Source organism: Mucilaginibacter pallidiroseus, from assembly GCF_007846085.1.
Taxonomy (GTDB): domain Bacteria; phylum Bacteroidota; class Bacteroidia; order Sphingobacteriales; family Sphingobacteriaceae; genus Mucilaginibacter; species Mucilaginibacter pallidiroseus.
In genome coordinates this window covers 787,378-812,104 of record NZ_VOEJ01000001.1, presented here as the reverse complement: position 1 = coordinate 812,104, position 24,727 = coordinate 787,378, and the positions used below count along the sequence as shown (strand labels likewise).

17 protein-coding genes are annotated in these 24,727 nt (G+C 42.7%); 2 read left to right on the top strand and 15 right to left on the bottom strand.

Features of this window, described 5'->3' with window-relative positions:
* Nucleotides 1–83 precede the first annotated feature (83 nt).
* A complete protein-coding gene (locus FPZ43_RS03565; protein ID WP_146380459.1) occupies nt 84–338 on the bottom strand; it encodes a hypothetical protein in 255 nt (84 codons plus the stop codon).
* A gap of 72 nt (nt 339–410) precedes the next feature.
* Nucleotides 411–2,627, bottom strand: a complete 2,217-nt coding sequence (locus FPZ43_RS03560) for a hypothetical protein (protein ID WP_146380458.1) — start codon at nt 2,625–2,627, stop codon at nt 411–413.
* Nucleotides 2,628–2,978: 351 nt separating this feature from the next.
* Here FPZ43_RS03560 and FPZ43_RS03555 point away from each other — a divergent pair, with 351 nt between their 5' ends.
* The gene (locus FPZ43_RS03555) at nt 2,979–3,173 is read left to right on the top strand and encodes a hypothetical protein (protein ID WP_146380457.1); all 195 of its coding nucleotides are present in this window, start codon (nt 2,979–2,981) and stop codon (nt 3,171–3,173) included.
* Nucleotides 3,174–3,293: 120 nt separating this feature from the next.
* Here FPZ43_RS03555 and FPZ43_RS03550 read toward each other — a convergent pair whose 3' ends face one another.
* From FPZ43_RS03550 to FPZ43_RS03490, 13 genes are all read right to left on the bottom strand, one after another.
* Nucleotides 3,294–4,796 (bottom strand): ArnT family glycosyltransferase, encoded by a 1,503-nt coding sequence (locus FPZ43_RS03550; RefSeq protein ID WP_146380456.1) that lies wholly within the window; start codon nt 4,794–4,796, stop codon nt 3,294–3,296.
* A gap of 137 nt (nt 4,797–4,933) precedes the next feature.
* Nucleotides 4,934–5,299: a response regulator gene (locus FPZ43_RS03545; protein ID WP_146380455.1), complete on the bottom strand. Its 366-nt coding sequence runs from the start codon at nt 5,297–5,299 to the stop codon at nt 4,934–4,936.
* On the bottom strand, nt 5,299–6,846 hold the full coding sequence (locus FPZ43_RS03540; protein WP_146380454.1) for a PAS domain-containing sensor histidine kinase: 1,548 nt from the start codon (nt 6,844–6,846) through the stop codon (nt 5,299–5,301). The genes FPZ43_RS03545 and FPZ43_RS03540 overlap by 1 nt, the downstream gene beginning before the upstream one ends.
* A 377-nt stretch (nt 6,847–7,223) precedes the next feature.
* Nucleotides 7,224–8,573: a glucoamylase family protein gene (locus tag FPZ43_RS03535; protein WP_146380453.1), complete on the bottom strand. Its 1,350-nt coding sequence runs from the start codon at nt 8,571–8,573 to the stop codon at nt 7,224–7,226.
* Nucleotides 8,574–8,581: 8 nt separating this feature from the next.
* Entirely contained in the window at nt 8,582–10,258 is a 1,677-nt protein-coding gene (locus tag FPZ43_RS03530) for a glucoamylase family protein (protein ID WP_146380452.1), read from the bottom strand.
* Nucleotides 10,259–10,349: 91 nt separating this feature from the next.
* Nucleotides 10,350–11,183 (bottom strand): LamG-like jellyroll fold domain-containing protein, encoded by an 834-nt coding sequence (locus tag FPZ43_RS03525; protein WP_146380451.1) that lies wholly within the window; start codon nt 11,181–11,183, stop codon nt 10,350–10,352.
* An 18-nt stretch (nt 11,184–11,201) separates the two neighbouring features.
* Nucleotides 11,202–12,674 (bottom strand): RagB/SusD family nutrient uptake outer membrane protein, encoded by a 1,473-nt coding sequence (locus FPZ43_RS03520; RefSeq protein ID WP_146380450.1) that lies wholly within the window; start codon nt 12,672–12,674, stop codon nt 11,202–11,204.
* A 21-nt stretch (nt 12,675–12,695) separates the two neighbouring features.
* Entirely contained in the window at nt 12,696–15,713 is a 3,018-nt protein-coding gene (locus tag FPZ43_RS03515) for a SusC/RagA family TonB-linked outer membrane protein (RefSeq protein WP_146380449.1), read from the bottom strand.
* Between the two features lie 262 nt (nt 15,714–15,975).
* A complete protein-coding gene (locus FPZ43_RS03510; RefSeq protein WP_146380652.1) occupies nt 15,976–18,864 on the bottom strand; it encodes a triple tyrosine motif-containing protein in 2,889 nt (962 codons plus the stop codon).
* A gap of 440 nt (nt 18,865–19,304) precedes the next feature.
* A complete protein-coding gene (locus FPZ43_RS03505) occupies nt 19,305–19,772 on the bottom strand; it encodes a hypothetical protein (protein WP_146380448.1) in 468 nt (155 codons plus the stop codon).
* 11 nt (nt 19,773–19,783) lie between these two features.
* Nucleotides 19,784–21,505 (bottom strand): alpha-amylase family protein, encoded by a 1,722-nt coding sequence (locus tag FPZ43_RS03500; protein WP_186461751.1) that lies wholly within the window; start codon nt 21,503–21,505, stop codon nt 19,784–19,786.
* A gap of 27 nt (nt 21,506–21,532) precedes the next feature.
* Nucleotides 21,533–22,231 (bottom strand): DUF421 domain-containing protein, encoded by a 699-nt coding sequence (locus FPZ43_RS03495; protein ID WP_146380446.1) that lies wholly within the window; start codon nt 22,229–22,231, stop codon nt 21,533–21,535.
* Between the two features lie 2 nt (nt 22,232–22,233).
* On the bottom strand, nt 22,234–22,914 hold the full coding sequence (locus FPZ43_RS03490; protein ID WP_146380445.1) for a DUF421 domain-containing protein: 681 nt from the start codon (nt 22,912–22,914) through the stop codon (nt 22,234–22,236).
* Nucleotides 22,915–23,205: 291 nt separating this feature from the next.
* On the opposite strand from FPZ43_RS03490, the gene FPZ43_RS03485 reads away from it, so the two are divergent.
* On the top strand, nt 23,206–24,726 hold the full coding sequence (locus tag FPZ43_RS03485; protein WP_146380444.1) for a GAF domain-containing protein: 1,521 nt from the start codon (nt 23,206–23,208) through the stop codon (nt 24,724–24,726).
* The last annotated feature ends 1 nt before the right edge of the window (nt 24,727 follow it).

Sequence of the window (24,727 nt, the reverse complement as noted above, 5' to 3'; positions counted from 1 at the left end):
TATATGCTCAGCAATAAAAGGCTGGCAACGTCAAGCTTTAATGCGAAAAAACATAGCCGGTTTAAGCCGGCTATGTTTTAAAATTATCGTCTCGATGAAGTATCCGGAGCTTTTGGCGCAGGCGCGCCGTTTGTAGTATCCTGTTGGGTAAATGTTGTGTCGCCAACCGTGCCGGCGCCTGCCGACCCTGTGCCCGAGCCGGGAGCGCCTGTCCCGTCGTTTAGGTCAATTGTGTCCGATCCCGGCTTTTCATCAGATGCACCGGTGCTTCCGTTGCCCTTGCATGCCATTAAGCTTATACTTGCTGCAATACCAAGTATCCAGATGTGCTTTTTCATAATGTTCATTTTAGTTAAGTGTGTTGTTTATTAATGTTTTGAGCGGAGAATAACGCTCTTGCATAATATGCCTTAGTTTGAGTGCCATGATATTGTTACCTTTTGGTCGCCATGTATCATGTATTCAAAGCCCTTTTTATTTCTGTTCGCTTTGTTAATAACCCCCTGGTCTTCCTCATTTTCCACCTCTACGGTAAATTTCGGCAGTCTGCTTTCATCTTTAGGTACAATACATATGCGGCAAGTAAGCTGCTTATCGCCAAGCACTTTAAAGCTTACCGATGATTTTTTTTCGGTTTTGTCTGATATTGGATAATCTATAAAAACAAGGCAATTTTCATCTTTTACATTGATGTATTGACGCGGCACAATGCCAAAAGCTAAGCCGGCGCCATATACTTCCTGCCCAACCGATCCGGATTGCTCCCAACCGTCGTGAATATCTTCCAAAGCAATCCATAGATCAGGGTCAAGCTCACCTGTTTTAACTTCGGTAGAAAGCATTTCTTTAGGTAGCATAGGCGGATAATAGTAGACCGCGCGCCCAACCATATATTTTACAAATTCGGCTAACAGCAAGGAGACTGATGGCAAGATATCTAAACCCTCGGCATAGCTCAAATACTCATGTACGCCGGAGTAAGCTTCCTGTTCCTCGTACACGGCAACATAAGGCGCATCGCTAAGCGGATACAGTTTGAAAAAGCTTGGAAAATACTGCCCGTAGCCATAATTACATTCCCAGAGTGCAATATTTTTAAAAATATTGGCCAAGAATAAGTAGCTCAGGTCACGGTAGATTTCCTTTTTTGTTTCGCGGTACAGCAGCATCATGGCCTTTGCACCAAACATGGTATTGTTAGCCTGATAAAAAACATCAAAACCATGCTGTAACATGGACTCTGCCGCTTTCTCGGCCTCATGAAAATATTTTTTGTCGCCGGTTAGTTCCCAAATTTGCAACATTACGTGTGCGTAAATTCCCGCAACGTCTTTTTCGCCGCCCGCGCCCTCCTTTGCTTCAGCCTTTATCACCTCAAGCGTGTCCATCTTATAAAATACAGGCCACACATAGTTAAAGTGATGCGCAACTTTAATTGCATAATCAACCGATTTAAGCAATAAATCTTTAGCTAATTTATCGCCTGCAGAGGCTAAGCGTGCCAAGTTTAGTAAGGGATGATGAAGATACCAGGCGTCCATAACGAGCGGTACTTTTTGCTCTTCCGACTCGTCAAGCATGTGCTCTTCAGATGGCAGCCAACGCATTACTGTACCAATTTTTTTATCATAAAAAGCGGGTAGGGCATCTTTAATATTGGTTTCCATCTGGCTTTTAATTCCGCTCCATTCCGTATATTCTGTAATCGGCAACAATACAGCCAGCTGCACCATAATTTCGGGCGGTGTATTGTAGTCACATACGTATGCGTTAATGTATGGATGACCACTGCGGTGCGACCAGCATCCTTTATTGTTTTGCAGATCGTTTATAGCATTTTGTAATATGCCGGGATAGTCGTGATATTTTGTATCCGGTTTAGGTATCAATAAATATAAATCTGCAATTGCGTCAAGGAAGTTTTTGGAAAGCTCGAACTGATTGGATGGCGCTTTATCACTCAACAAAACAAATGCGTCAGATAGTGTATATTCCTTGCCGGCTTGCAGCGGTTTGTTTATAGCAGGCGGCAAACTCAAACCCAGTTCCGGCCACTGCCCGCCTACAACATCTGTTGCCGGTGTTTCGGTATCAACGTTATAGGTCTCGAGCGCTGTTAGGTTTTGAAAATATAAAAACGAACCTGCTTTAGGCTGTTTAAATGAAGCATAGATCAGGCCTGACCTGCCACCCGTTTGCGAAACGTGTATTTCTCCTGTTGTTTCATTTACGTTGCCTTTATCTCCTATAATAACAATGTCTCTTGGCCAAAACGGTATAAAGGTATCGTTGGCCGGTTTGTATTTAACGGTGTAATGTAATATCGACTCATTATTAACCGGCCAGCTTATCAAAACATTATAATTTCCCGTGAGCCCTTTAAGATTAATAATTAGGCCGTCTTGGTTCTCGGTAACATCAATGTTCAAATATCCATCAGGTGAATAAGCTGTTCTGAAGGCAATTTTTGACTTTTTTGTTAATTGAGCTGTAACCCATAAAGAGTCGTTAAGCTCAACAACTTCGAAGTTAAACCCAGGCGTGTTATGCTGGTGTAATGGTTTAATTTGCGCATCAGCCAGGTGGTTAGCAGCTGCTGCTGCCCAAATAGAAGTTCCGGTTGACATATATATAATTTGGTTAATTTTTAGTTGACGGTTGGCTGCAATTTTCCGTTTGTAGCCCGGGTTTGGTTTACATAATTAATTCCTTAAAAATTAATAACTGCTACAGCAAGTATTATGGGCTTATTGTATGAGTTATTTCCAACTCATACTGCCTTGATCACCTATCGGTGACTTATCATAGAATAAGCCTATAGAAACTGCCTTATTGATAATTGTAGTTTTACAACGTTTAGTTGTTTATGTTGTTTGTTTCTGGTTAAATTATTAATTTAATAAGAAACAAATGATTGCGGATTTGTTATTCATTTAACGATTCGGCAAAGACGTTGGGTCGATTAACATTTGACAATTATGGAAAATAAGGGAGAAAACGCAGTGGCCGGTGAAGGCAACAACAAGCAAGCTTACGAGCAGGATGTTACAAATGCTGTTGACGCAAACGATGCAGGTAAAGCAACAGGCATGCAGCAAAACAATGGGTATGGCAACACGCCATTAGAAGATGAAAATGGTAATGATGACGGTGTTGAACCTGCCGCAGAATGAATTATGCTCAATCCCTATCAATTATCTGCCAGCTTTTAAATTTATATAGTAGCGTGCACAAATTTACAGTGCTGCAGATGAAACATGGAACAGTAAGACCGCGCCGTAACGCAACAATTCTTATAGAGCCTTAATATCGTTCAAATGATCTGATTTTGGCAGAACTGATATGTACGGTTTTACGGATCCTTGTATCAAATTACGGTTTGCTTGATAGCTTTCGCGAAATGATAGCGTAGGTTGTTTTAAATGAAATACTTTAAGTTGGTGAGCAGCGGTAAGCTTGTCATTAACCCGGCCCATAAACGCAACTTGAGCAGCGTACGCTAAAACTTTTTTATCATCTTCATCAGTAACGTAAAAAAAAATATCGGGCAAGTTGTTAGGTGCCCATTCCATGAAACTGCTATTATCTGCAGCCACCGTGATGCAGGCACCAGTTTGATAATATGATAGCGCCCCTGCAGCTGCATAGTTTTTAGTATAAACCGTTAGTGATCCTTTACATGCGCTCTGTATATTTTTAGCCAGCTCTTGCCAACCTCTCATATCAGCGAAGTATTGTGGTACATCGTGTACGCGCCCATCGTCCCATCTAAGCGGCTGATCTATCTTCGCATACATTTTCATTAGCGAAACGTATCTGCACATGGTTGCGTAAGGCAAAATAGGGAGTACAACCGGCATGGCTATAATAGCAATAACTGCCAAACCACCTACAAGTATAAACTTTGAAACGGCTGCACGCCCGAGCATTTTTTCCCAACAAATACCGCCTGCGGCCATAAGTAGGGGAAAAGCACCGAGCAGGTAATATAGTTTACCATTCATCACAAATATTGCAAGCACCAGTACTAAAAAGCCTATACCTACATTACGGTAACTGCGGAATGCGCCTTTGTCGGTTAATATAAAAGCCAGTCCGGCAAGCCATACAGCCATTGCGGCACCATGGAAAAACAGTAGTTGAAAAAGATAGTCGCCCGCACCTAGATAAACATGCCTGTTTGTTACTACGCGCATGTACTGAAGAACAGGGAATCCGTTTTGGTATTGCCAAAAGAGGTATGGTGACAAAACGATTATGAATATTCCGCCGGAAAGGATGACAGACCAAATGTTTTGCCTATTAATTTTAACATTGAATAACCACACGCAGGCATATAACAATATGGACAGTTTGTTTAGCACACCCAAACTCAGTGAGATGGCAAATGCATACAAGTATACAGGACGTTTGCTTGTGGTGTAATATACCATACAAAATGCAATTGCTGTCCAAAAAAACTGGTCAAAAGCGGCGGGTTGCAGCAGGTAACCCATGGCAGTAAATGCCGGCGAACAAAGCATAGCTGTACAGGAGACGACGATGGCAAATGTATTGCCGCCCAGGCGTTTGGTAAGCTGCCCTGTAAGCACGATGGTAGCTGCAGATATCAGCGTAGGTAAAACCCGCCAGGCAAAAGTAGATGAGCCAAATAGCATGGCCGATAGCTTTACCATCCACACAATAAAAGGGCCATTGTCATAATAGCCCCATTGCAGGTGTTCAGCCATGGCAATATAGTATAGCTCGTCTGCATGGACACCATAGTTGGCGTTTGCTGCAAAATGCAGTAACACTTTCGCTAATGCAAAGCCTAAAATAATTAAATGGTGTATGTGTAACTTTAGAATGCGCAAAACCAGGATTTGTAAATTAAACAGCGCGCTGCTCAACTGGTTTTAAACGCTCAAAATATAAATACAGGCTTGCTCTATCAATGCGCAACCATCTCATGCGCAGCTTTCACAAACTCATCCATTTCAAAAGGCTTACTTATAAACCTGTTTGCGCCTGCCTGCATAGCTATCTGGTAACCATCATTACTGGCCGAAATGGCCATTACAGGTATCGACTTAAAGTGTTCATCACTCTTCAGTCTTTTAAGTATCTGATCGCCGGATAATACAGGCATCCACAGGTCAATTATGATCAGATCCGGATGTTCGGTCTTGATCCTGTCGTATAATTTTAAGCTGTTGGTTTCGCCTATTGCCTCAAAATCATTCATCTCAAGTATCAGCTGAGCCATATCGACAATGCCCGCATCGTCGTCACAAATAAGAATTTTTTTCTTATCCATTATTTTGATTCATCGTTTAGTAGGGGCAAAGTAAAGCTGAATGTGGAACCTTTATTTTCTTCGCTGTCCACCCATAAATCGCCTTTATGTTGTTTAATAATTTGTTCGCATACGTATAAGCCTATACCCATGCCCGGATATTTCTTTTGTATGTTGCTTACCCTGTAAAATCGTTCGAAGATTTTTGCCTGGTCATTTTGGTTTATTCCCAAACCCTGGTCGCTAACCGAAAATTTAAGGTAACCGCTTATTACCGACAGGTAAACCGATATTTCCTGATGATCTGGCGAGTATTTAATTGCGTTAGATAACAGGTTACTAATTACCTGCGTAAGCTGCGATTCGTCGCCGCTATACGTCACATTTGTTGCGCCGGAAAGCTTTATAGTATGGTTTGGCGATACCGATTGGATGTTTTCAATAACCTCTTTAACCATCTTGTCAAAATCAAAGACATCACGGTGTATCTCCAGGTTACCCGATTGTATTTTTGATACGTCAAGCAGTTCGGCAATCAACTTGTTCAGACGGTCAATCTGCGTACTTGTTTTGCCAACTATTTCCTTTAACTTATCGCCGCTTTGCTCGCTCAGCATATGGTTTATAACCTGAACGTATCCTTTTACGGTAGTTAACGGCGTTTTTAATTCATGGCTGGCAACAGAAAGGAAATCATCTTTTCTTACTTCTATTGCCCGGCGTTCGGTAATGTCTTCAATAGATAATAGTATCCTGTCTTTAAACTCGCCTTCAAGCTCTATACGGTAGGCATTCAGCAGCATCAGCTTCCTGCCGATATGAGGGAAATCATGCTCTACCTCAAAGTCCAGTACAGGATTATTTGTAGGTAATATATCATTAAGCAGCTCTTTTAAACGGTCAATATCCCACTGCCCGTTTCCAAGGTTAAATAAGTTCTGGCCTATAGTTTCCGATCTATCAACTTTAAACGTCTTAAGAAAGTGCTGATTTGCTGTCATTACCCGAAACTCAGCGTCCAATACCAGTAAGCTTTCCCTAACGGTTTGTATAATACTTTCGAGGTATTCGCGTGTTTGCTCAAGCGAAAGGGTGCGTTGCTTTACGGTTTGTTCGATAAGCTCGCGTTCGTTGCGCAGGGTATGCTCGGCGTTTTTACGTCTGGTAACATCATGCTGAACGCCCACAAAATGTGTTACCTGCCCTTCAGCATTTTTTATCGGGGATACATATAGTTCGTTCCAGAAAAGGGTGCCGTCTTTCGTATAATTCCTGATCTCAACATTCACAGTTTTTCCTTCGACAATAGCCTCCTTTAGCATTTGGCGTTCGGGTTGTTTCCGATCTCTTGCCTGTAAAAAGCGGCAGTTGTGGCCAATAATTTCAGGCCTGCTGTAGCCAGAAATTCGTTCGAAAGATGCGTTGCAGTAAACTATTGGATTGTCGGGCAGGCGGTTATCTGTAATGATTATACCCGACACACTTGAATCTAATGCTGCTTTAAGCAGCTCCAAACTTTCAGTAGACCCAGTACCGGTTATTAGCTCGCCAAATTGGTTGTCGTTCATTATATACGATCACATAAAATTAAAGTGACCAGTATCATCAACTTACATTTTAGTTTTTTGTTTAGCCATCTTTAACAAATTACTTTTTGTTTCCTTAACGCTAAAACAATGTAATTAATAGTAAAATTGCTGATTAAATTATTGGTTTAATGCAGATGAAATTGATATTCTGTCTTTAACATGCTTGACAGAAAGTCGCATTTAACAACTGGACAGATTTCAATCAGGAGCAGAGATTGCCACAAAACTTTTTATGTGGTACCTGCGAAGATGATAATCTTGTTGCATATAAAAAACAGCGCATCCTCCATATTAGGAAGATGCGCTGACAAGAATTTAAGGTACCATTGACTAAAAATATTAGATCTTAATGCACATTAATTTTTTGCCAATGCCGGGCTTTTAAAATCAAGTTTTTTGAGGCCGCGTTGTATTTCGGGGCAGCTCATAAATAAATTCCATAAAAGGCCGCTGCGATAGTTTTCAATCATCACAATTTCGGGCCCCTGGTCAATTGCAAGGTATGATTTTGCATACCAGTTTTTGGTTTCGCTAAAGGCATCGGTAAAACCATATTCGCCCCATATCTTGTCGCCAAGATCATAATAAAAATGGCGAAGGGCTTTCATAGAATATTCAGGCGTATAAGGGAAAGCTGATATAGCAGCAGTAGGCGTGATAACACCTAAATCATTATCGGGAGCATGGGCATTATAACCTTCGTAATTGTCGCTTGCTGTTAATCCCCAACAGTTTTCGCCATAGCCTTTAAACTTTTTAGGGTTATCCAGGCAATAAGCCCTGTTAATTAGGGTATGATTTCGGTTTTGTTCCCAGTAATCAGCATAGCGGTCTGTAAGTCCCTTAGGGTTTAAGCCAAGGAAGGAATATTGTGAGAAGAACAGCGGACCACCGTAAGCAAAACCCAGAGGCAGCTTATAGCCATAATAGGTATTACCGTTTTTAAAGAAATCGCTTTGGGCCCACCCGCGATGGTACACTGAAGCCGAAACAGGATAACGGTCGGCGGATGCGGCAAGAATATACGTTATCAGGCACTCATTAAATCCGCGAATGGGAAAGTTCATGGCCCAGCCGTTGTTCGGGCTCCAGTGCCAGTAGAGGTTATCACGACCATCGCGTGTATAAAAATCCCATTCAATTTCGTTCCATAGCCAGCTGATCACGTCGCGTATGCGGCGCTCTTTCGGTGTATCGGCCTTGAAGTATTGTTTGGCGCATAAAAGGCCCTGGAAAAGATAGGCAGTTTCAACCAGGTCGCCACCATCATCTTTACGGCCAAAGCGAATGGTTTTCCCTGTTTCGCCATTTAGCCAATGGGGAAATACGCCGTGGTAGGCATCAGCTTTGTACAAAAAATTAACCATCTTCACCATACGGTCTACTGCTTTATCATGCGGTATAAATCTGCGGCTGTCTGCTGCTATGAGTGCCATAATGCCAAAGCCTGAGCCGCCTGTTGTAACCACTTCGTTGCCATAGTCAAAAGAGGTGTTGCTGCGCTCGCGGGCCAGTCCGCTTACCGGATGCCCAAAATCCCAAAAGTAGCGGAAGGTTTGCTTTTGAACCACGTCAAGCAGGGCGCTATCAGTCAGATTTTTGATGATACCAACGGGTTTTATAACGTGGGTATTTTTTGCGGCCTTTTGTGCAAAGCCAATATAGCCAATAAGTGATGTTAAGGTAAGTATCAGTAGTTTTTTCATTTTTATTATTACAGGTTTGGGCTGTTGAAGCCGAGGTTTTTCATGCCTGTTTTTATTTCCGGGCAGCTCATAAAAAGGTTCCATAGCAGGCCGCTGCGGTAATTCTCAATCATTACTATTTGCGGCCCCTGGTCAATAGCCAGCGTTGAAGTTGCAAACCATGGGTCGGTTAAATTGAAGGCATCATAAAAACCATATTGGCCCCACATTTTGTCGCCAAGTTTATAGTAAAAAAAGCGCAATGCTGCCATTGATTCGGTAGGGGTGTAAGGTAAAGATGCAATAGCTGCGGTGGGAGCAATTACGCCAACATCATTGGTTGGGGAACTGGCTGTGTAACCGTTTTCGATATCACTTGCGGTAAGCCCCCAGCATGATGCACCGTAGCCATTTTTATTGTTTGGATTGGCTACGCAATAGTTATAATTAATTAGGCTGTGCGCTTTGTTTTGTACGCCATAATCGGCGTATGCGTCGCTCAGCCCATTGGGATTGATACCCAAGAACGAATAATGTGCAAAGAATAGCGGACCGCCCTGTGGCGGGCCAAGTGGAAGGGGTATGCCATAGTATGAGGCACCATTACGCATGCTACCGTTGCCCGCCCAGCCGTTATCATAAACAGCCTTAGGGATAGCGTGTGTATTTGATGAAGCGCCAAGCACGTAGGCAATTAAGCCTTCGTTCCAGCCGGTTATTTTCATGTTTATTGCCCAGGCATTATTAGGGCTCCAATGCCAGTAAAGCGTATTTTGCCCATTTTGCCTGAACCAGTCCCATTCAACACCATTCCAAAGTGTGTTGATGTCTGCACGAAGCGCTGTTTCATCTGCTCCCTGCCCGTTAAAATACTGACGTGCCGTAAGCAGGCCTTGCATTAAAAAAGAAGTTTCTATTAAGTCAGCGCCATTATCAAGCGTACTGAATGGTTGTACCGCACCCGTGGCACCGTTTAGCCAATGCGGGAAAGCGCCATGAAACTTAGCTGCGTTGTTTTTTAAAAAGCCAACCATTTTCTGCAAACGCGCAAGGCCGTCGGCGCGACTGATGAAACCTCGGTTTATACCCGCTACAATCGCCATGATACCAAAGCCGGATCCACCGGTAGTAACGATATCGCCGGAGGTATTGCGCTCGCGTGCTAAGCCGCTTGTGGGGTGCCCAAAATCATAAAAGTATTTAAGGGTTTGTTTCTGTATAAGATCAAGCAATTCGTTATCGCTGATGATCGGAAATTTATCTGCTGGGTTTATAGCTGTAGTTAGCTGCACGTTTAATGCCGACTGCAAGTCGCCACCTGATTTTGATTTGAGGCCGGTATTCACATCAACCGAGTACTTGGTAATATAATCAAGCGTTGGTGTAATTACCACCGAACTATCTCCATTTTCATAAGCCGTCGTAAAATTTACCGCTGCACCTGCTTTGTTTTTTAATGTGACGGCACCCGCTACTGAGTTGCGATCCAAAACAGTGGAGAACGAAAGCTTTATAACAGGCGTGTTGTTAACGTTCACATAATTAAACCCGTTAAATGTTCCGTTTACCTTTAAGGCGTTAAAACTAAAAGAACCGGGTACTGGAGCAGGTGTTACCGGCCCGGTGGGTGCAGGGGTGCTGCCTTTACTACAGGCAAACAAGGTAAGCAACAGACACAGGCCGATGTATATGTTAAATTTATTCATTTTATTATGGCTTTTGGCTTCGCCCGGTGTAGTACGCAGCCATAAAAATGGGTTGCCTGGTAAGCCCGGGCAACCCATTTTATTTTACAGGTTATTTTCCTCTGCCTTCGAGTTTCACAATTGCGCTTACTTCAAGGTCGGTAAGTGCCTTGTCGTATATCCTTATCTCGTCAAGCTTTCCGGTAAGGTAACTTGCCCATGGTTCGGCACCGTGCGATGTGGTTTGGCTCGGGCTGGTCATGAACTGCACGCAGCCAAATACAATTTTACCCGTATTCTTAAAGTTTAACGGACCGGTTAAACCGCCAACAGTACCCTGGTTAACCCTTGAGCCATTCACGTAAAGTTTGCAAACACCTGATGCTTGATCGTACGACACACCAATGTTAACAAACTTGTCAAACAGGTTTGTAATGCCGTCAACAGAATACGTTTTGTCATCGGTACCGTTAAACATGTGTATTCTTAGCTTACCATTATCATTGGTACTGCCGTTCTCGATAAAAATTTCAAGATTACCCCAAAACTGTGTGGTGTTAACCAAGCTAAACAGGCCGATAACCCCTGTAGATGGTGGAGGTGTGTTAACCCACTCGGTAAGCGTAAAGCTTTTTAAACCGCTAACCGCGGTTGACGGATCTGTTAAGACCCATGCATTGTTTGCGCCCTGTAGTGCGGCACCCTTTACACCGGCGTTGAAGGTTGTGCCTGTAGCCGTACCGGTATTTTTTGATACGCTGTCAATCAAATTATTATCGAACGACCAGTGTGCCACCAAGTTCGATGTTGCTACGCCTGCGGCGCTGGTATAACCGCCAATATCAAGCGGTGGCGCATATGATGAAGCGTCGAACTTTTTTTGGCATGATGATACCCCGGCTCCAATAAGCGCAAGGGCCATCAATTGTATGTGTAATTTTCTCATGATGATCAATGTAAATTATTAGTAACCGGCGTTTTGTGTTAATACTCCTGCAGAAAGGTCGATCTCGTTTTGCGGGATAGGCCAAACTTCGTTTTTGTTGGCCTTCCAGCCTTTAGGGCCAAATACGGCTGCTGCACGGCCCTGACGAATTACGTCGAAATAACGGTCAAACTCCATTGCCAGTTCCACCTGGCGTTCATGCCAGATAGCATTACGTAAAGCAGTTTGATCTGTTACCGTAACACGAGGTAATATATTTGCATTGTTGCCACGTGCACGCGCCCTAACACGCTCAAGGGATGCAAGCGCAAGAGTCGGGTTACCGGTTTCATTAGCAGCTTCGGCGTTCATCAGTAAAACCTCGGCAAAACGGATAACACGCACATTTTGATCTTCACCTTGATTTGATGTAAACGGAACGCTTTTAGGTACGTATGATTTTTGGTTGTACCTTGGGTTTGGCCCGGTCAGCTCAATTACATCTCCTTGTGGAGTGGTTTCGCCACGGAAAATAATTGTGGCATCCATACGCGGATCGCCAGGTTCAAAAGCTGCTACCAAGGCATCCGTAGGTACATTAAAGCCCCATCCTAAATTTAGGTTGCCCGGCACACCCTGAATTTGCGAATACTGGCTTGTTGATGCACCCGGAATAGCTGCCAGGTTTTGGCATTGAATTTCAAACACCGACTCCGAATTGTTTTCATTAGCTATCCTGAAAGATTTTTCGAAATCAGGAAAAAGTGAATAACCCATGCCCATAACCTGGTTGGTGTAAGTCAATACATCAGCCCATTTTTGTTGGTACATGGCCACTTTTGCATGTAACGACAATGCTGCACCTTTAGTAGCACGGCCAACATCGTTTGAGCCGTAGCTTTGCGGTAATACTGCTGCTGCCTCGGTTAGGTCTTTTTCAATAAAGGCCCATACCTGTGCTTTGGCTGTACGCGGCAAGTTGTACTCGCTGGCATCTTTGGCCACATGTTCGCGAAGTACCACATCACCAAAAGCACGCACTAATCTGAAATAATTGTAGGCCCGTACAAATTTGGCCTCAGCCAGGTAGCGGTTTTTGAGATTGGCATCCATGGTAATGTTTGGCACATTATCAAGCACCTGGTTACATAGGTTTATGCTTTGATATTGTCCGTTCCAGAAGTCCTGTAGCTGGCCATCGGTTGCGGTAACGGTAAAGTTGTCATATGCATTCATGAAGCTTGCATCGCCTGGGGTGCTGCCTTTTTCTGTTTCGTCAGACCCTAAGCTTTCAACCGCCATTGGCGCAAAAGCTGTTTGTTTCCACTCGCGTAAATTACCGTATATAGAGTTTACCGCTTTAGTAGCGTCGTCTTGTGTTTTAAAGAATTCTTCGCTGGGTTGCTGTGCCTGTGGCGGCACATCCAAAAAGCTTTTTTTACAGCCCTGCGTGATCATCAACACCGCACATGTACTTATAACAAATGCGTATTTATAGTTTTTATTAAACATGATCGAGAGTATTTTTATTTGTTAAAAAGTAACGTTTACACCAAAGTTGTAAGTTGCGTACAGCGGGTAAGCACCATTGTCGATACCGGCATTGGTTGGCGAGCCGCCAACTTCGGGGTTAAAGCCTTTGTAGCTGAAAGAGTTGTAGATGTTTTGTGCGCTGGCAAATACCCTAACACGTTTCATAAACAGCTTGTTGGCTACCGCATTTGGCAAGCTATAACCTAACTGCAGGTTACGGATCCTAAAATATGCGCCACTTTCAACAAAAAATGAGTTTGGTTTATAGTTGTTACCACCGCCAATGTTTGCAGAAGGGTAGGTGTTTGACGTACCCTCGCCATGCCAGCGGTTATCAAAAAAGTCTTTAGTGAAGTTTTCTGACCCGTAACGTAAGCCTTTATTAGCATTGTACACGTCAACACCGGCTACGCCCTGTAAATCGATAGTTAAATCGAACTCCTTGTAGTTAAAGGTTGTGTTTAAACCATAAAGGTATTTAGGGTTAGGGTTACCAATAACAGTGCGGTCTTTAGCGTCAATTACACCATCGTTGTTAAGATCTTTGTATATAAAATCGCCCGGGCTTGCATCTGTCTGTTTGGAAGCTGCCACCTGTGCTGCATTCTGGAATATTCCGTCAACTACTAAACCATAAAACTGCCCAATAGGCTGTCCAAGAATAGTCCGGGTACTTAATTGGCCACCTGTTGCAGCAGCACCACCACCATATATTGGGTTTGCGCCGGTTACCGTTGATAGTACTTTGTTATTGTTGATACTGAAGTTACCGTTAATGGTGTATGAGAGATCGCTTCCTACTTTACCGCGCCATCCGGCAGCAAATTCAAAACCCTGGTTCTGGAACGTGGCCTGGTTACCAATAATGGTACCTGCACTTGTTCCCAATGAGCCTAAAATTGGGATAGCAAATATGGCTTGTTCAGTTTTCTTTTGGTAGTAATCGGCCTCAAATGTCAAGCGATTACCTAAGAAAGCCATTTCGACGCCTACGTCGGTACCGACGCCACGTTCCCAGTAGGTTAGTGGGGGAACAATCGTAGTAATGTTTGCTCCCGTTGCCGGCTGGCCATTGTAAATTGCGGTAAAGTTGCCGCCGTTATTAACTGTAAGCACAGAAAGGTTTGCCGGTACTGATGCGTTACCGATTTTACCCCAGCTACCCCTGATTTTTAAATTATCAAAGATATGCTGATCTTTCATAAACTCTTCGTTGCTTACAACCCAGCCTGCACCTACAGATGGGAAGTAACCCCAACGTTGGTTGCCTATAAATTTAGACGAACCATCGGCACGGAAAGAAGCGTTTAGCAAGTACCTGTCTTTAAATGAATAGTTTACACGGCCGAAATATGACTCGTAAGTTGCTAACGATCCGCCATCCGTAATTGATCTCGGGAAATTGGTATCGTTTGAGCCCAGTGTTAAGTAAAGGTCACCGTCACTGGTGTATGGAACATTTTGAGCCGTAGCGCTGATGTTATAAGATTTATAACGTTGTGAAGACTGACCAGCCAAAACAGTTAGGTGATGGTCTTTGAAAGTCCTGTCAAAAGTCAGGGTGTTTTCCCAGATCCAGTTCCTCACCTCAGACCGTGAAACATTTAAATCGCTATTGTCATTAAACTGTGATGCTGTTGCCCTGTAAACAGGGTTGTAACCTAACACTTCGGCCTGGCCAAACTCGCCGCCAAAGCTGGTATGAAAGGTTAAATATTTGGCAAACTTGACGTCGGCATAAATATTACCGGTAAGGCGGTAGTTTTTCGATTTTTGGTTAAAAAAGTCTAACTGCGCCTTAGGGTTGTTTGTAGCATTACCAATAGGGAAGTCGCTTGGGTCGCCGTAAGTACCATCAGCATAATATACCGGTACGATAGGTGCAGCGGTAAACGCTTTGTATATGACAGCTCCGGGAGCATCTTTAGAGTTGCTGCCTTGTAATACGGCGTTATATCCTAACTTCAGGAAGTTGGTTGCCTGTATATCCTGTTGTAAGTGAGCAGTGATACGGTCATAATCGTTACCCGTTACTACGCCTTGCTGTTTTAAATAACCAGCAGAGAAATTGTACGATGATTTATCAGTACTACCGCTAACAGTAACGTCATGCTTCATGGTGAATGCATTGCGTAGTACTACGTTAAGCCACTCGGTACCGTTACCAAATTTTGCAGGATCGGCAAACGTAAGCGGATCATTAGGAAACTGAATCTGGTTCATTTCATTTATCAGCGTAGCATATTCGGTACCATTTGCCAGCTTTGGCTGGTTGGTTACTTTTTGCCAGCCCGCATAGGCACTGTAGTTAATTGATGGTGCACCTTTACCTTTTTTGGTGGTTACCAATACAACACCGTTTGCTGCACGCACACCGTAGATAGATTCGCTTGAAGCGTCTTTAAGGATGCTCATGTTTTCGATGTCATTGGGGTTAAGGAAGCTGATGTCATCAAACCAAACACCATCAACAACGTAAAGTGGGTTAGCGTTACCATACACGGTACCTAAACCACGTATTCGAATTTCCGGCGAGGCACCCGGCGAGCCGTTATTGGTGATTTGTACACCTGCTACTTTACCCTGCAATGAGCTTATTGCATTAGTTGATGCCTGTTTTGAGATATCTTCGCCTTTTACAGACGCAACCGAACCTGTTACATCAAGTTTTCGTTGCGTGCCGTAACCAACTACAACAACCTGTTGCAGCTCGTTGGCGCTCATGCCAAGTTTAACATCAATTGTTGTACGGCCCGAAACAGGTACCGACTGTGTAGTGTATCCTAAATAGGAAAATTGTAATACTGCATTTGCCGGGGCGCTTATAGAAAAAGCACCGTTGGCATCGGTTTGGCCACCGGTTGTAGTACCTTGTATCCCTACCGAAACGCCAATGAGGGCTTCGCCTGTTTTGGCATCGGTAACTTTACCTTTTACAGCAACGTTTTGCGCAAAAACAAGGTTAGACAAAAAAGTAAACAATAGCAGTAACCCTGAGATTTTGTAAATTCTCTTCATAGTGGTTAGTAATTGGTTTTAAGTACTGGGACTAATTGGTTTTTGTAGGGTCGAAATTGAGGAGATATTACTGTATACGCAAAAAAAGCAACTCTACATTAATACATCAGTGCAATTTTACCTGCTCTTGATTTAATAATGTATAACGTAAATTACTGGTTTATAAATATTTGACGTGATTGGTGTGTAACATGTACATACTACAGCTAGCTACTTTAGTAACGGGCTAAAAACATCACGTTTGAGAGGTAATGATGTAGTGTTATACCTCCATGAGAAACTCGGTTAGGTTCTTATCATGGTGTAAATTCAGCTTTTTACGCAGTCTGTAACGCCTTATCTCGACACCTCTTAAAGATATGTTCAATAATGAGGCCATTTCTTTACTGCTCATATTCATGCGCAGATAAGCGCACAGTTTTAAATCGTTCGGGACGAGCTCCGGGTAATCGTGTTTTAATTTTTTGAAGAAGTTTTCATGGGCTTCGTTAAAACTGGTTTCAAAAATATTCCAGTCCCGTTCATCTGTCATACCTTCTTCAATAACCTTGTTGATTTTCTTAAGCTGATCGTCGGACAAACTTTTACCTACACTGTCCTTAAACTTCCTTATCTCATCACTAATCTTTTGCAACAGCTCATTCTTGTAAACTATGTTCATTGCAGAGTTTGCCAATTCTCTGTTTTTGCTCTCCAGGTCGGCCTGCAATTGTTCATTCTTTATTGTAATGCGGTGCTGTTCATTAGCTAAGGCCTCCCGTTGTAAAAAATCTTCTTTTTCACGCTGTAACTGGCCTTGTATCTGCAGCTGATGTTCGCTCAGCTTAAACCTATAATAGTATCTGATAGCATAATACCCAAGTACTATAAGAACAACATAAAAAATCATTGCAACCCTACTTAAATACCAAGGGGGCAATATCTCGAACTTTAATGTTGTTATTTTTGATATGGCCTCATCATTGATTTTGGCACGCACCCTAAACTCATAATGTCTGTTATTTAAGTTGGTAAAATCCTTTACGCTCTGCGCTGTCCAGTCAGACCACTGTTTCGAATACCCCTCGAGGAAGTATTGAAACTTAACCTTAGCCTGTCGGTAATAAGGTAGGGTAAAAGATATGCGAATGTTGTTTTGGGAATAGGGTAGCTCCAACTCTTGCTCAATGCCAGCATCCGCAGCTATCATCTGTGCTTTGTCGGTGATGTTTTCGACTTTCCTGATAAGCACCTGAGGAACCTTTATATTAATCTTGTTCCTTATGTCTTCATCATTTAGTATCACAAAGCCATCATCAACGCTAATGAGGTAGATGGAATTATTAATGAGGCTTATATTTTCATAATGCTGCACCATTTGCCCGTTCAGAATACTGAACCTGTTAGAGTCGATACTTAACTTTCCCGAAACGGATAGATCTGCCAGCGATACCCGGCCTTTATTTATAAACCAGTATTTTTTCGCTATTGCAGGTATGACCTTGCCGGATGATGCAAAGCTCCCGAGTTTTTTGTTGAGTTGCGTATACTTTTCAAAGCGATCGGCTATGTCATCATAGATATAAAATCCGGCATCTGACGAAAATACAATCCGGTTATCCAGGTTAAATACGCCAATGTTATAGCTTCCCGGCAAGCCTTGGTTTTGGTCGTAGTATTTGGTCTTGATTACTCTTTGCAAATCCTCACTCAGCGTAAGTTGATATATTCCTTTGTAAGCATGGCTAACCCAAATCTGACCCTTACTGTCCTGCTCTACATAGCGCGACGGCTCATTAAATCCCTGTATTTTATGGCTAAACACCCAATTACCACCGGCATCTTTACGGTATATAACCAAGCCCGTATAAGTGCCCTGGATCAGTTTGTCGTCATTAAGTTTTTTTATGATCCATCCCCCGCTTTGAGCAGATATCTTGTTTATCGAACCGCTATTTACCTGATACGTGCCGTTATTATGGCCGCAAAGCAAACGTCCGTCTTGCAGCGATAAATCCCATACCTGTCCTTGAGAACCGGGGATCAATTTAAAGTCAAATGTTTGAAGGGACCGACCAGTACTTTGGTGCGTCCATTCACTGTAAAATAAGCCTTGGTTGGTACCTAAGTATATCTTTCCATTAAAAATTATACTGCTATAAACTGTACCAAATCTGCCCGTTTTATCGAAGTAAAAATAAAGTGGGGAGTTTAGTTCAATCCTGTCAATTCCGTTGTCAAGGCCGGTCCATAGGTTTTGCTCGGCGTCTGTGTACAGGCTCAGTACGGTATTATTTTGTAAGCCGCTGGCTTTATTAATGTGTTGCACAATATTGCCGGCAGCATCTATAATAAACACACCGTTCAGTATGGTGCCGTAAGCAAAGTATTTACCCGATATGGCGGCGCCATTATTTAGTTGAAAGGTTTTTAAGAAATCGTTGGCTTGGTTGTTCCAGGGTTTAATAATTGCCCCGTCATAAATAAACAAACCATTTTTTGCCGTACCGATGAGGAACTGGTTGTTAGTAAACGGCAATACCGAAAGCACGCCGCTATTGCCCAATATACTGCTGCCGGGCAACAGCTCGAGTTTGTTGTTCTTTAGTTCAAATAACCCGGCGTCTACCTGTTCAACAAAATAACGGTTGTTGCTTTTTAACAAGAACAGAAAAGGCTTAGCACCCTTAATAACTTTTACATGGCCCTTGGAATAGATAAGTATAGAACCGAAAGATTGAAAGATAACCCTGTCGTTATCAACGTATATTTTCCAAATTTCTTCTTTTGCTAAGTCTGTGGAATTAACTAAAGCTACGAGGGAATGATATCGTAGAAAACCAAGCTTATCGGTTTCCCAATATCCAAACTCGCCGAAACTGCCGGTGTATATTTTGCCCTTGCCGTCAGCAGCTACCGACCGCACAATTTGCCCGTTGGGCATTGTATGTAATTGAAAGTAACTTCCATCATAAGCCAGCAGCCCCTCGGCGTTGCCAAAATACATTATGCCTCGTTCATCGCGTGTAATGGCCCAATTTTGATTTCCCGCCTGGTATTGCGCCTTGGTGTAGTTTTGAACGTAAGGCACGCCTATGCTTTTAATATCTGCAGCTGAGAGTATATTAATGGACAGTAAAAAGCAAAATAAAAAGTGGATGGCTTTACGCATAAGTGGGAACAACAACCGTTGTAAAACAACTAACGAAATAAGGCAACTCATTTGATAATATCAAATAACTATTTTTCCGTTATGCGCACTTAATTACTCAAATATCTATTGACCTGATGTTGGTGAGGGTAGTGTCATGTTTTGTAGGTGTTACAAAACTAATGATGGTGCGAGACAAGCAATTTGATAGCAAATGGTAGCAGGGGTGTAAAGTGTCTGCTACCATTTGCTCTAGTTTTAAAAGAAGCTACTATTAACTTTTTTTAGAAGAACTTTTAACACAGTTCGGTACGGTTTTGCCGTCTTTCTTTTTTGTTCCTTCTTTTTTGTAGCCCGACCAGCACGGGTCTTTTTTTTCTTTCGTTGCCATAGGTATATGTTTTATATAGCAGGTATCAACTTCTGTTCCATTTAACATTTGGTTAATTTATTTACCTGTTTTACAACGTACCAGAATGCTTTTTGTCGCTGTATAATAATCTATGTGTGATAGTAGCAGCCAACGAAAACACAACGTGTGCAGGTATACGCTGCCAATAGTAATGGGTGTAATTTAACCACGGCGGCAGGGGGTGCGCTTTAAAAGTACCCTTCCAAATTAAAAACCCGGCAACTCCACTTATTACTCCCAATACCAGGCCGTTTCTGATGTTTCGCTTGATTTTTCCGGTCTCCCACAGCTCAACATAAATAGCGGCGAAGATAAAGCCCATTGCATAATGCGCCCCCCAAGCGGCAATTTTTTTGCTATGCTTACTTAAAGCGGGGGCAAGGCGACTTATCATGGTTTCTAAATGATCGGGCTCACTAAAATTTTCGCCTGCTAATAATGACATCAGCTCGCTTGATAGGGTCATGATATTTGTACCCATAAAATCTGTTGCAGCAATTCTTCCTAATCTGTTCATCGCAAAAAGTATTAATTGTTTACATGCCAAAGCAACCATTGCGCGCCGTAGCCGGTAAGCGGAATAGTTAATTTGCCATTTGTTATACTTAATTTACTTGCCTGGCCGGTAAGCAGCTCTTTATCTGCCGATCCGGATAAGTCCGTTTTAATCTCAGCTGTTAAAGGCCTTTCGGCAAAATTGAATACTGTGAGTATCGGGCCTTTGCCATCCTCATGTAGAAGGCACAACACATTGTCTGTATTGGTTTCCAAAAGTTTCCATTGACCTTTTCCTGCTAATTGATATTGCTTGCGTAGTGATGATAGCCTGCGTATGTAGTTTAGCAGCGATAAGTATTGCTGGGATTGCTTTTGTACACTTACAGCTTTATAACTATATAAGCCTGTATCAATAACTGGCCGGAAGGTCTTTTTAGCCTTTGAAAATCCCGCATTGGCACTGCTATCCCATTGCATAGGTGTACGCACAGCAAGGCGTTCAAACAAATGCAAATCATCGCCCATGCCTATCTCTTCGCCATAGCGCAAAATTGGTGTGCCGGGCAAGGCATAAAGCAAGCTATAGGCAAGTTGTAAGCGTTGTTGGTTATTATTTAGCATAGGTGCCAAACGCCTGCGAATGCCCCGTCCGTAAAGCTGCATATTTGAGTCGGGACCCATTTTTTGATTAACCAGTTCAAAATCTTTCTTGTTCAATTTACCCAGGTCAACCTCATCATGGTTCCGCAGAAATACGGCCCACTGATCGGACGCTGGTTTCTTTGCGGTTACTTCAAGTGCTTTTTTTAGTTCCTTTGTTTTGCCGGTTGCCAATGCCAGGAAGGTATACTCGTTTACCTCAAAATTCAACATCATATCAAGTCCGTCATTGTTCTTCGAAAAATAGTCCCTGTTTTCCTCGGGTGATATATTGGCTTCCCCTAATATCAAGGCCTGCGGATTTTTAACCTTGATATAACCCGCCAACTGATGCAGTAAGGTAAAATCATGATCGGGCTTTTCGCTGGACTTTCTCGGATCATCAATAATAAACGGTACGGCATCAAACCTGAAGCCATCCAGTCCGAGCGAGAGCCAGTGGTCAAGAATACGTTTCGACTCCTGCATTAATGCAGGGTTTTGGAAATTCAGGTCGGGTTCAAAGCGGTAAAACCGGTGAAAGTAATAAGCGTCAGCGGCGCTGTCAAACCGCCAGCTTTCCTTTTCTACCTCGGGAAAGCCCATACCTTTGTCCCAATCTTTAGGGCGTTGCCTACTCCATAGGTACCAGTTGCGTTTTACACTGCTCGAATCTTTACTCGCCAGGAACCACGGATGCCTGCTTGATGTATGGTTAAGCACCATATCCATAATTACCCTTATGTGTTTCGCCTTTGCAGCCTTTATAAAATTCTTAAAATCCTGCTCGCTGCCAAGGCGCTGGTCAACAACCATGTAGTCGGTAATATCATAACCGTCATCTTCCCAGGGCGAGGGCTGGAAAGGGGCAAGCCAGATAGTATTTACGCCGAGAGAAAGCAAGTAATCCAATTTAGATGTCAATCCGTTAAAGTCGCCAAGCCCGTCGCCGTCGCTATCTTTAAATACCTTTACATCCAGGTTATAAATTATGGCTTGCTTATACCATGCAGGCTTGCTGTTATCATAACCAGCCGGCGATTTTTTGCACGCTGATGCTATAAGCACAGCAATTAAAAATAATAACAATCTGCTTGCAAGGCCTGTGGGCATGGTATTTAACTTTTTTGAAAGCATCAATTAATTCAATTGTACTGCCGCCGTCCATTCTGTTTTTTGGCAGTTGGGGCACTTGTTTAAATCAGTGTCATTAATATGTTGTATAGCTGTATAGCCGCAAAAACAACAAACTTGTTTATCGTCATGACTATACGCAGCCAAAAAGCTTTTATCAATTTTTGGGATAATGGAAAGTCCGCTTTTTACGTCATCTGTTTTAATAACGCTAAAGGCGCCGTTCGCTTCAATGTAAACCCGCTTAACTTCTCCAAGGTGTGCAATACTATTACATCTTAACTCGGCAAAAAGGCGCTCTCGAGACAGGCCAACAGCTTCCAATGCTTTCACCTCAATTACGGAATCTTTAATTAGTGTGCTAATGTTTCCCTGCGTAAGGCGTTCGAAGCTTTGATTTTTTGAGGCCGCTTTCGCAATAGTGCGCTGAATGGCAACCAATACAAAGGCTATAACAATGGCCGGTAATATGCCCCTGTCTGGCGCCATCATGGGCACACCAATAGCTGCGGCAAGTGATACCATTGCTGCCAATTCATTACGGCTTAATTGTGACGACATCCTTTTGCCCATACTGCGCATGGCTACCATTAATATCAGGTAGATAATTAGTGCACGTATAATCAATTCAATAAAGAAAGCACCGGGCACCTCTCCAATGAACATTCGCTGTAAATCGCCAAACTTAATATCCTCTGGTTTCATTCTCAGTTAATTGCTGGTATCCAATTGTTTTGGCCACAGTCATGGCAATTTTTTTTGTCTTCAGACGCTTGTACATATCCACAGTTTATACAGGCCACAAGTACTTCTTTTGGCAAGGCCTCCATCAATTCAGTATCATCAGGCGGTAGCAGTGATAAGCCTGGCTGCGGCGGTGATGCCGGGAAAATGCTGAACAATCCGCCCGCTTCCAGGTAAACACGTTTCACTTTACCTAATTGGTAAATTTCTTTGCTCCGCAGATGTGCAAATAGTTGTTGTTTGGATATGCGGCACTTTTCCATTTCATTCAATTGCAGTTTACCGTCAATTACTAATATGTTTAAGGTACCCTGCGTAATGTTTTCGATAACATTATTTTTATATCCCAACCAGCCGAGTCCACGCTGAAATGCCAGTGTACAAAGCAACACCACGGCACTAAGCAAAATACCCCTGTCTGGCACCTGCATGGCTACAGATACTATGGCACCTAAGGTTAACATAACAGCCATTTCCATAATGGTAAGTTGGCCGCTCATGCGTTTGCCAAGCCAGCGTACAATTACAAGCAGTATAAGGTAGGTTATAACAGTCCTTATAAGTACTTCAACTAAAAATTCGGGAGGTGCCACACCGAATAAAATGCGTTGCCAGTCATCAAGATGTATCTCTTCCTTTTTCACTGTAGTTGTAAGGCTTTATAACAAAGCCATTTTTAATACAGCAGCAATCATAGATAGTTTTCTTAATGGTTTAATTATTTAATAAAAATGAATGTTCTATTCTTGTGATAAAATTTTTCGGGCACCCTTAATGCTTTTTTATCTTAACTCCGAATAGTTGTGTATTGGGAATTGTTTCTACGCGAGAAAACTCTATTTTAGCAAACTATCTATCGTTAATTTAATTCGCTATTTGCACTTTGTTAATTCATTGGATTTGTGCTATCGGATTGAGAAAATATTGCCAACTTAATGGTTAAAAACAAAAACTTTGATTCGGAATTTTGCGGAAGCCTACCACTGCATCACATCAACGTAGTGCAATCATACGGTTACCTGCTCATAGTGAATAAAGCAGATCTGAACATCCTACAGGTAAGTGAAAATGTGGCTAACCTATTTAATACAGATTTACCCCAAATAATCGGTCAATCGATATCCAAATTTACCGACACCGAAAACCTACAGGAATTACTGCGCAGTTACAACGGGCTTAGCAAAGAAAAAATTCCCGCTACGCTTACCATCAATAATGAGAAACTGCCGGCTCTGCTTCATTTAAAAGAAGCGTATCTTATACTGGAAATTGAGAACAGGGCGGCAGCGTCTGAACGTAGCTTTGTTAACGTGTTTGGCGAAGTGCGATATGCCATTGCGGCCATTGAACACGCCACTTCAGTTGAAGAAGTTAGCCGTGTTGCTATCAGCGAATTAAGAAAGGTTACCGGCTTTGATGGTGTGATGATGTACCGTTTTGACAACGAATGGAATGGTACCGTTATTGCAGAAGACAAGGTAGACGACGAGCTTGAGCATTACATGGGCCATACTTTTCCTGCTTCTGATGTACCAAAGCAGGCAAGGGAGCTGTACTTGAAAAATCCATACCGGCTAATACCCGACCGGGAATACCAACCTGTTCGGTTGTATCCGGTGATAAATCCCGTTACGCAAAGCTTTATTGACCTGTCTGACTGCAACTTACGCGGGGTTGCTGCAGTACATCTTGAGTATTTAAAGAATATGAATGTGCAAGCGTCCATGTCAATAAGGGTAGTGTACCAGGGGCAGCTATGGGGCTTAATAGCTTGTCATCACTTAACGCCGCATTACTTAAGTTTTGAGCTTTGCGCAGTTTGTGAGTTATTATCATCGGTAATATCCAATAAAATTACATCCATACTTTATAAGGAAAGATTTGAGGAGGAGACTAAACTACAGCGAGAGCAAACAGACTTGATTGCACAGGTTTATTCAAAAAACGACCTTATTGACGGCCTTTTTCCAACGGAGGGCAAAGGCCTGGCCAATTTATTCGATTCTACGGGCGTTGTTGCTATATTAAACGGAACTACTTACACCAACGGAGTTGTTCCCGACAAGGATTTTATTGGCGACATGGTTTTATGGCTGCAAAGTAAAGTGGTCAAAACCGTTTATGCTACAGACCACTTGCCGCAGGTGTATGAAGATGCTGCTTCGGTGGCGGGTGTAGCAAGTGGCGTGCTTGTACTGCCTGTTGATTTTGCTAAAGGCGATTTCGTGATTTGTTTCCGGCCTGAAGTTGTAAAGGAAATTAAATGGGGTGGTAACCCTAACCAGGCTATTAATTTTGAGGCTGATGGTAAAAATTATCATCCGCGCAATTCCTTTAAAATATGGCAAGAACAGGTGCACCATACCTCTAACGCCTGGACGCCGCAAGAAATGCGTGTTGCCGATGTGTTACGCAGTTTTATTTATGAATTTAAAACAAAACAGGCTTTAGTGTAAT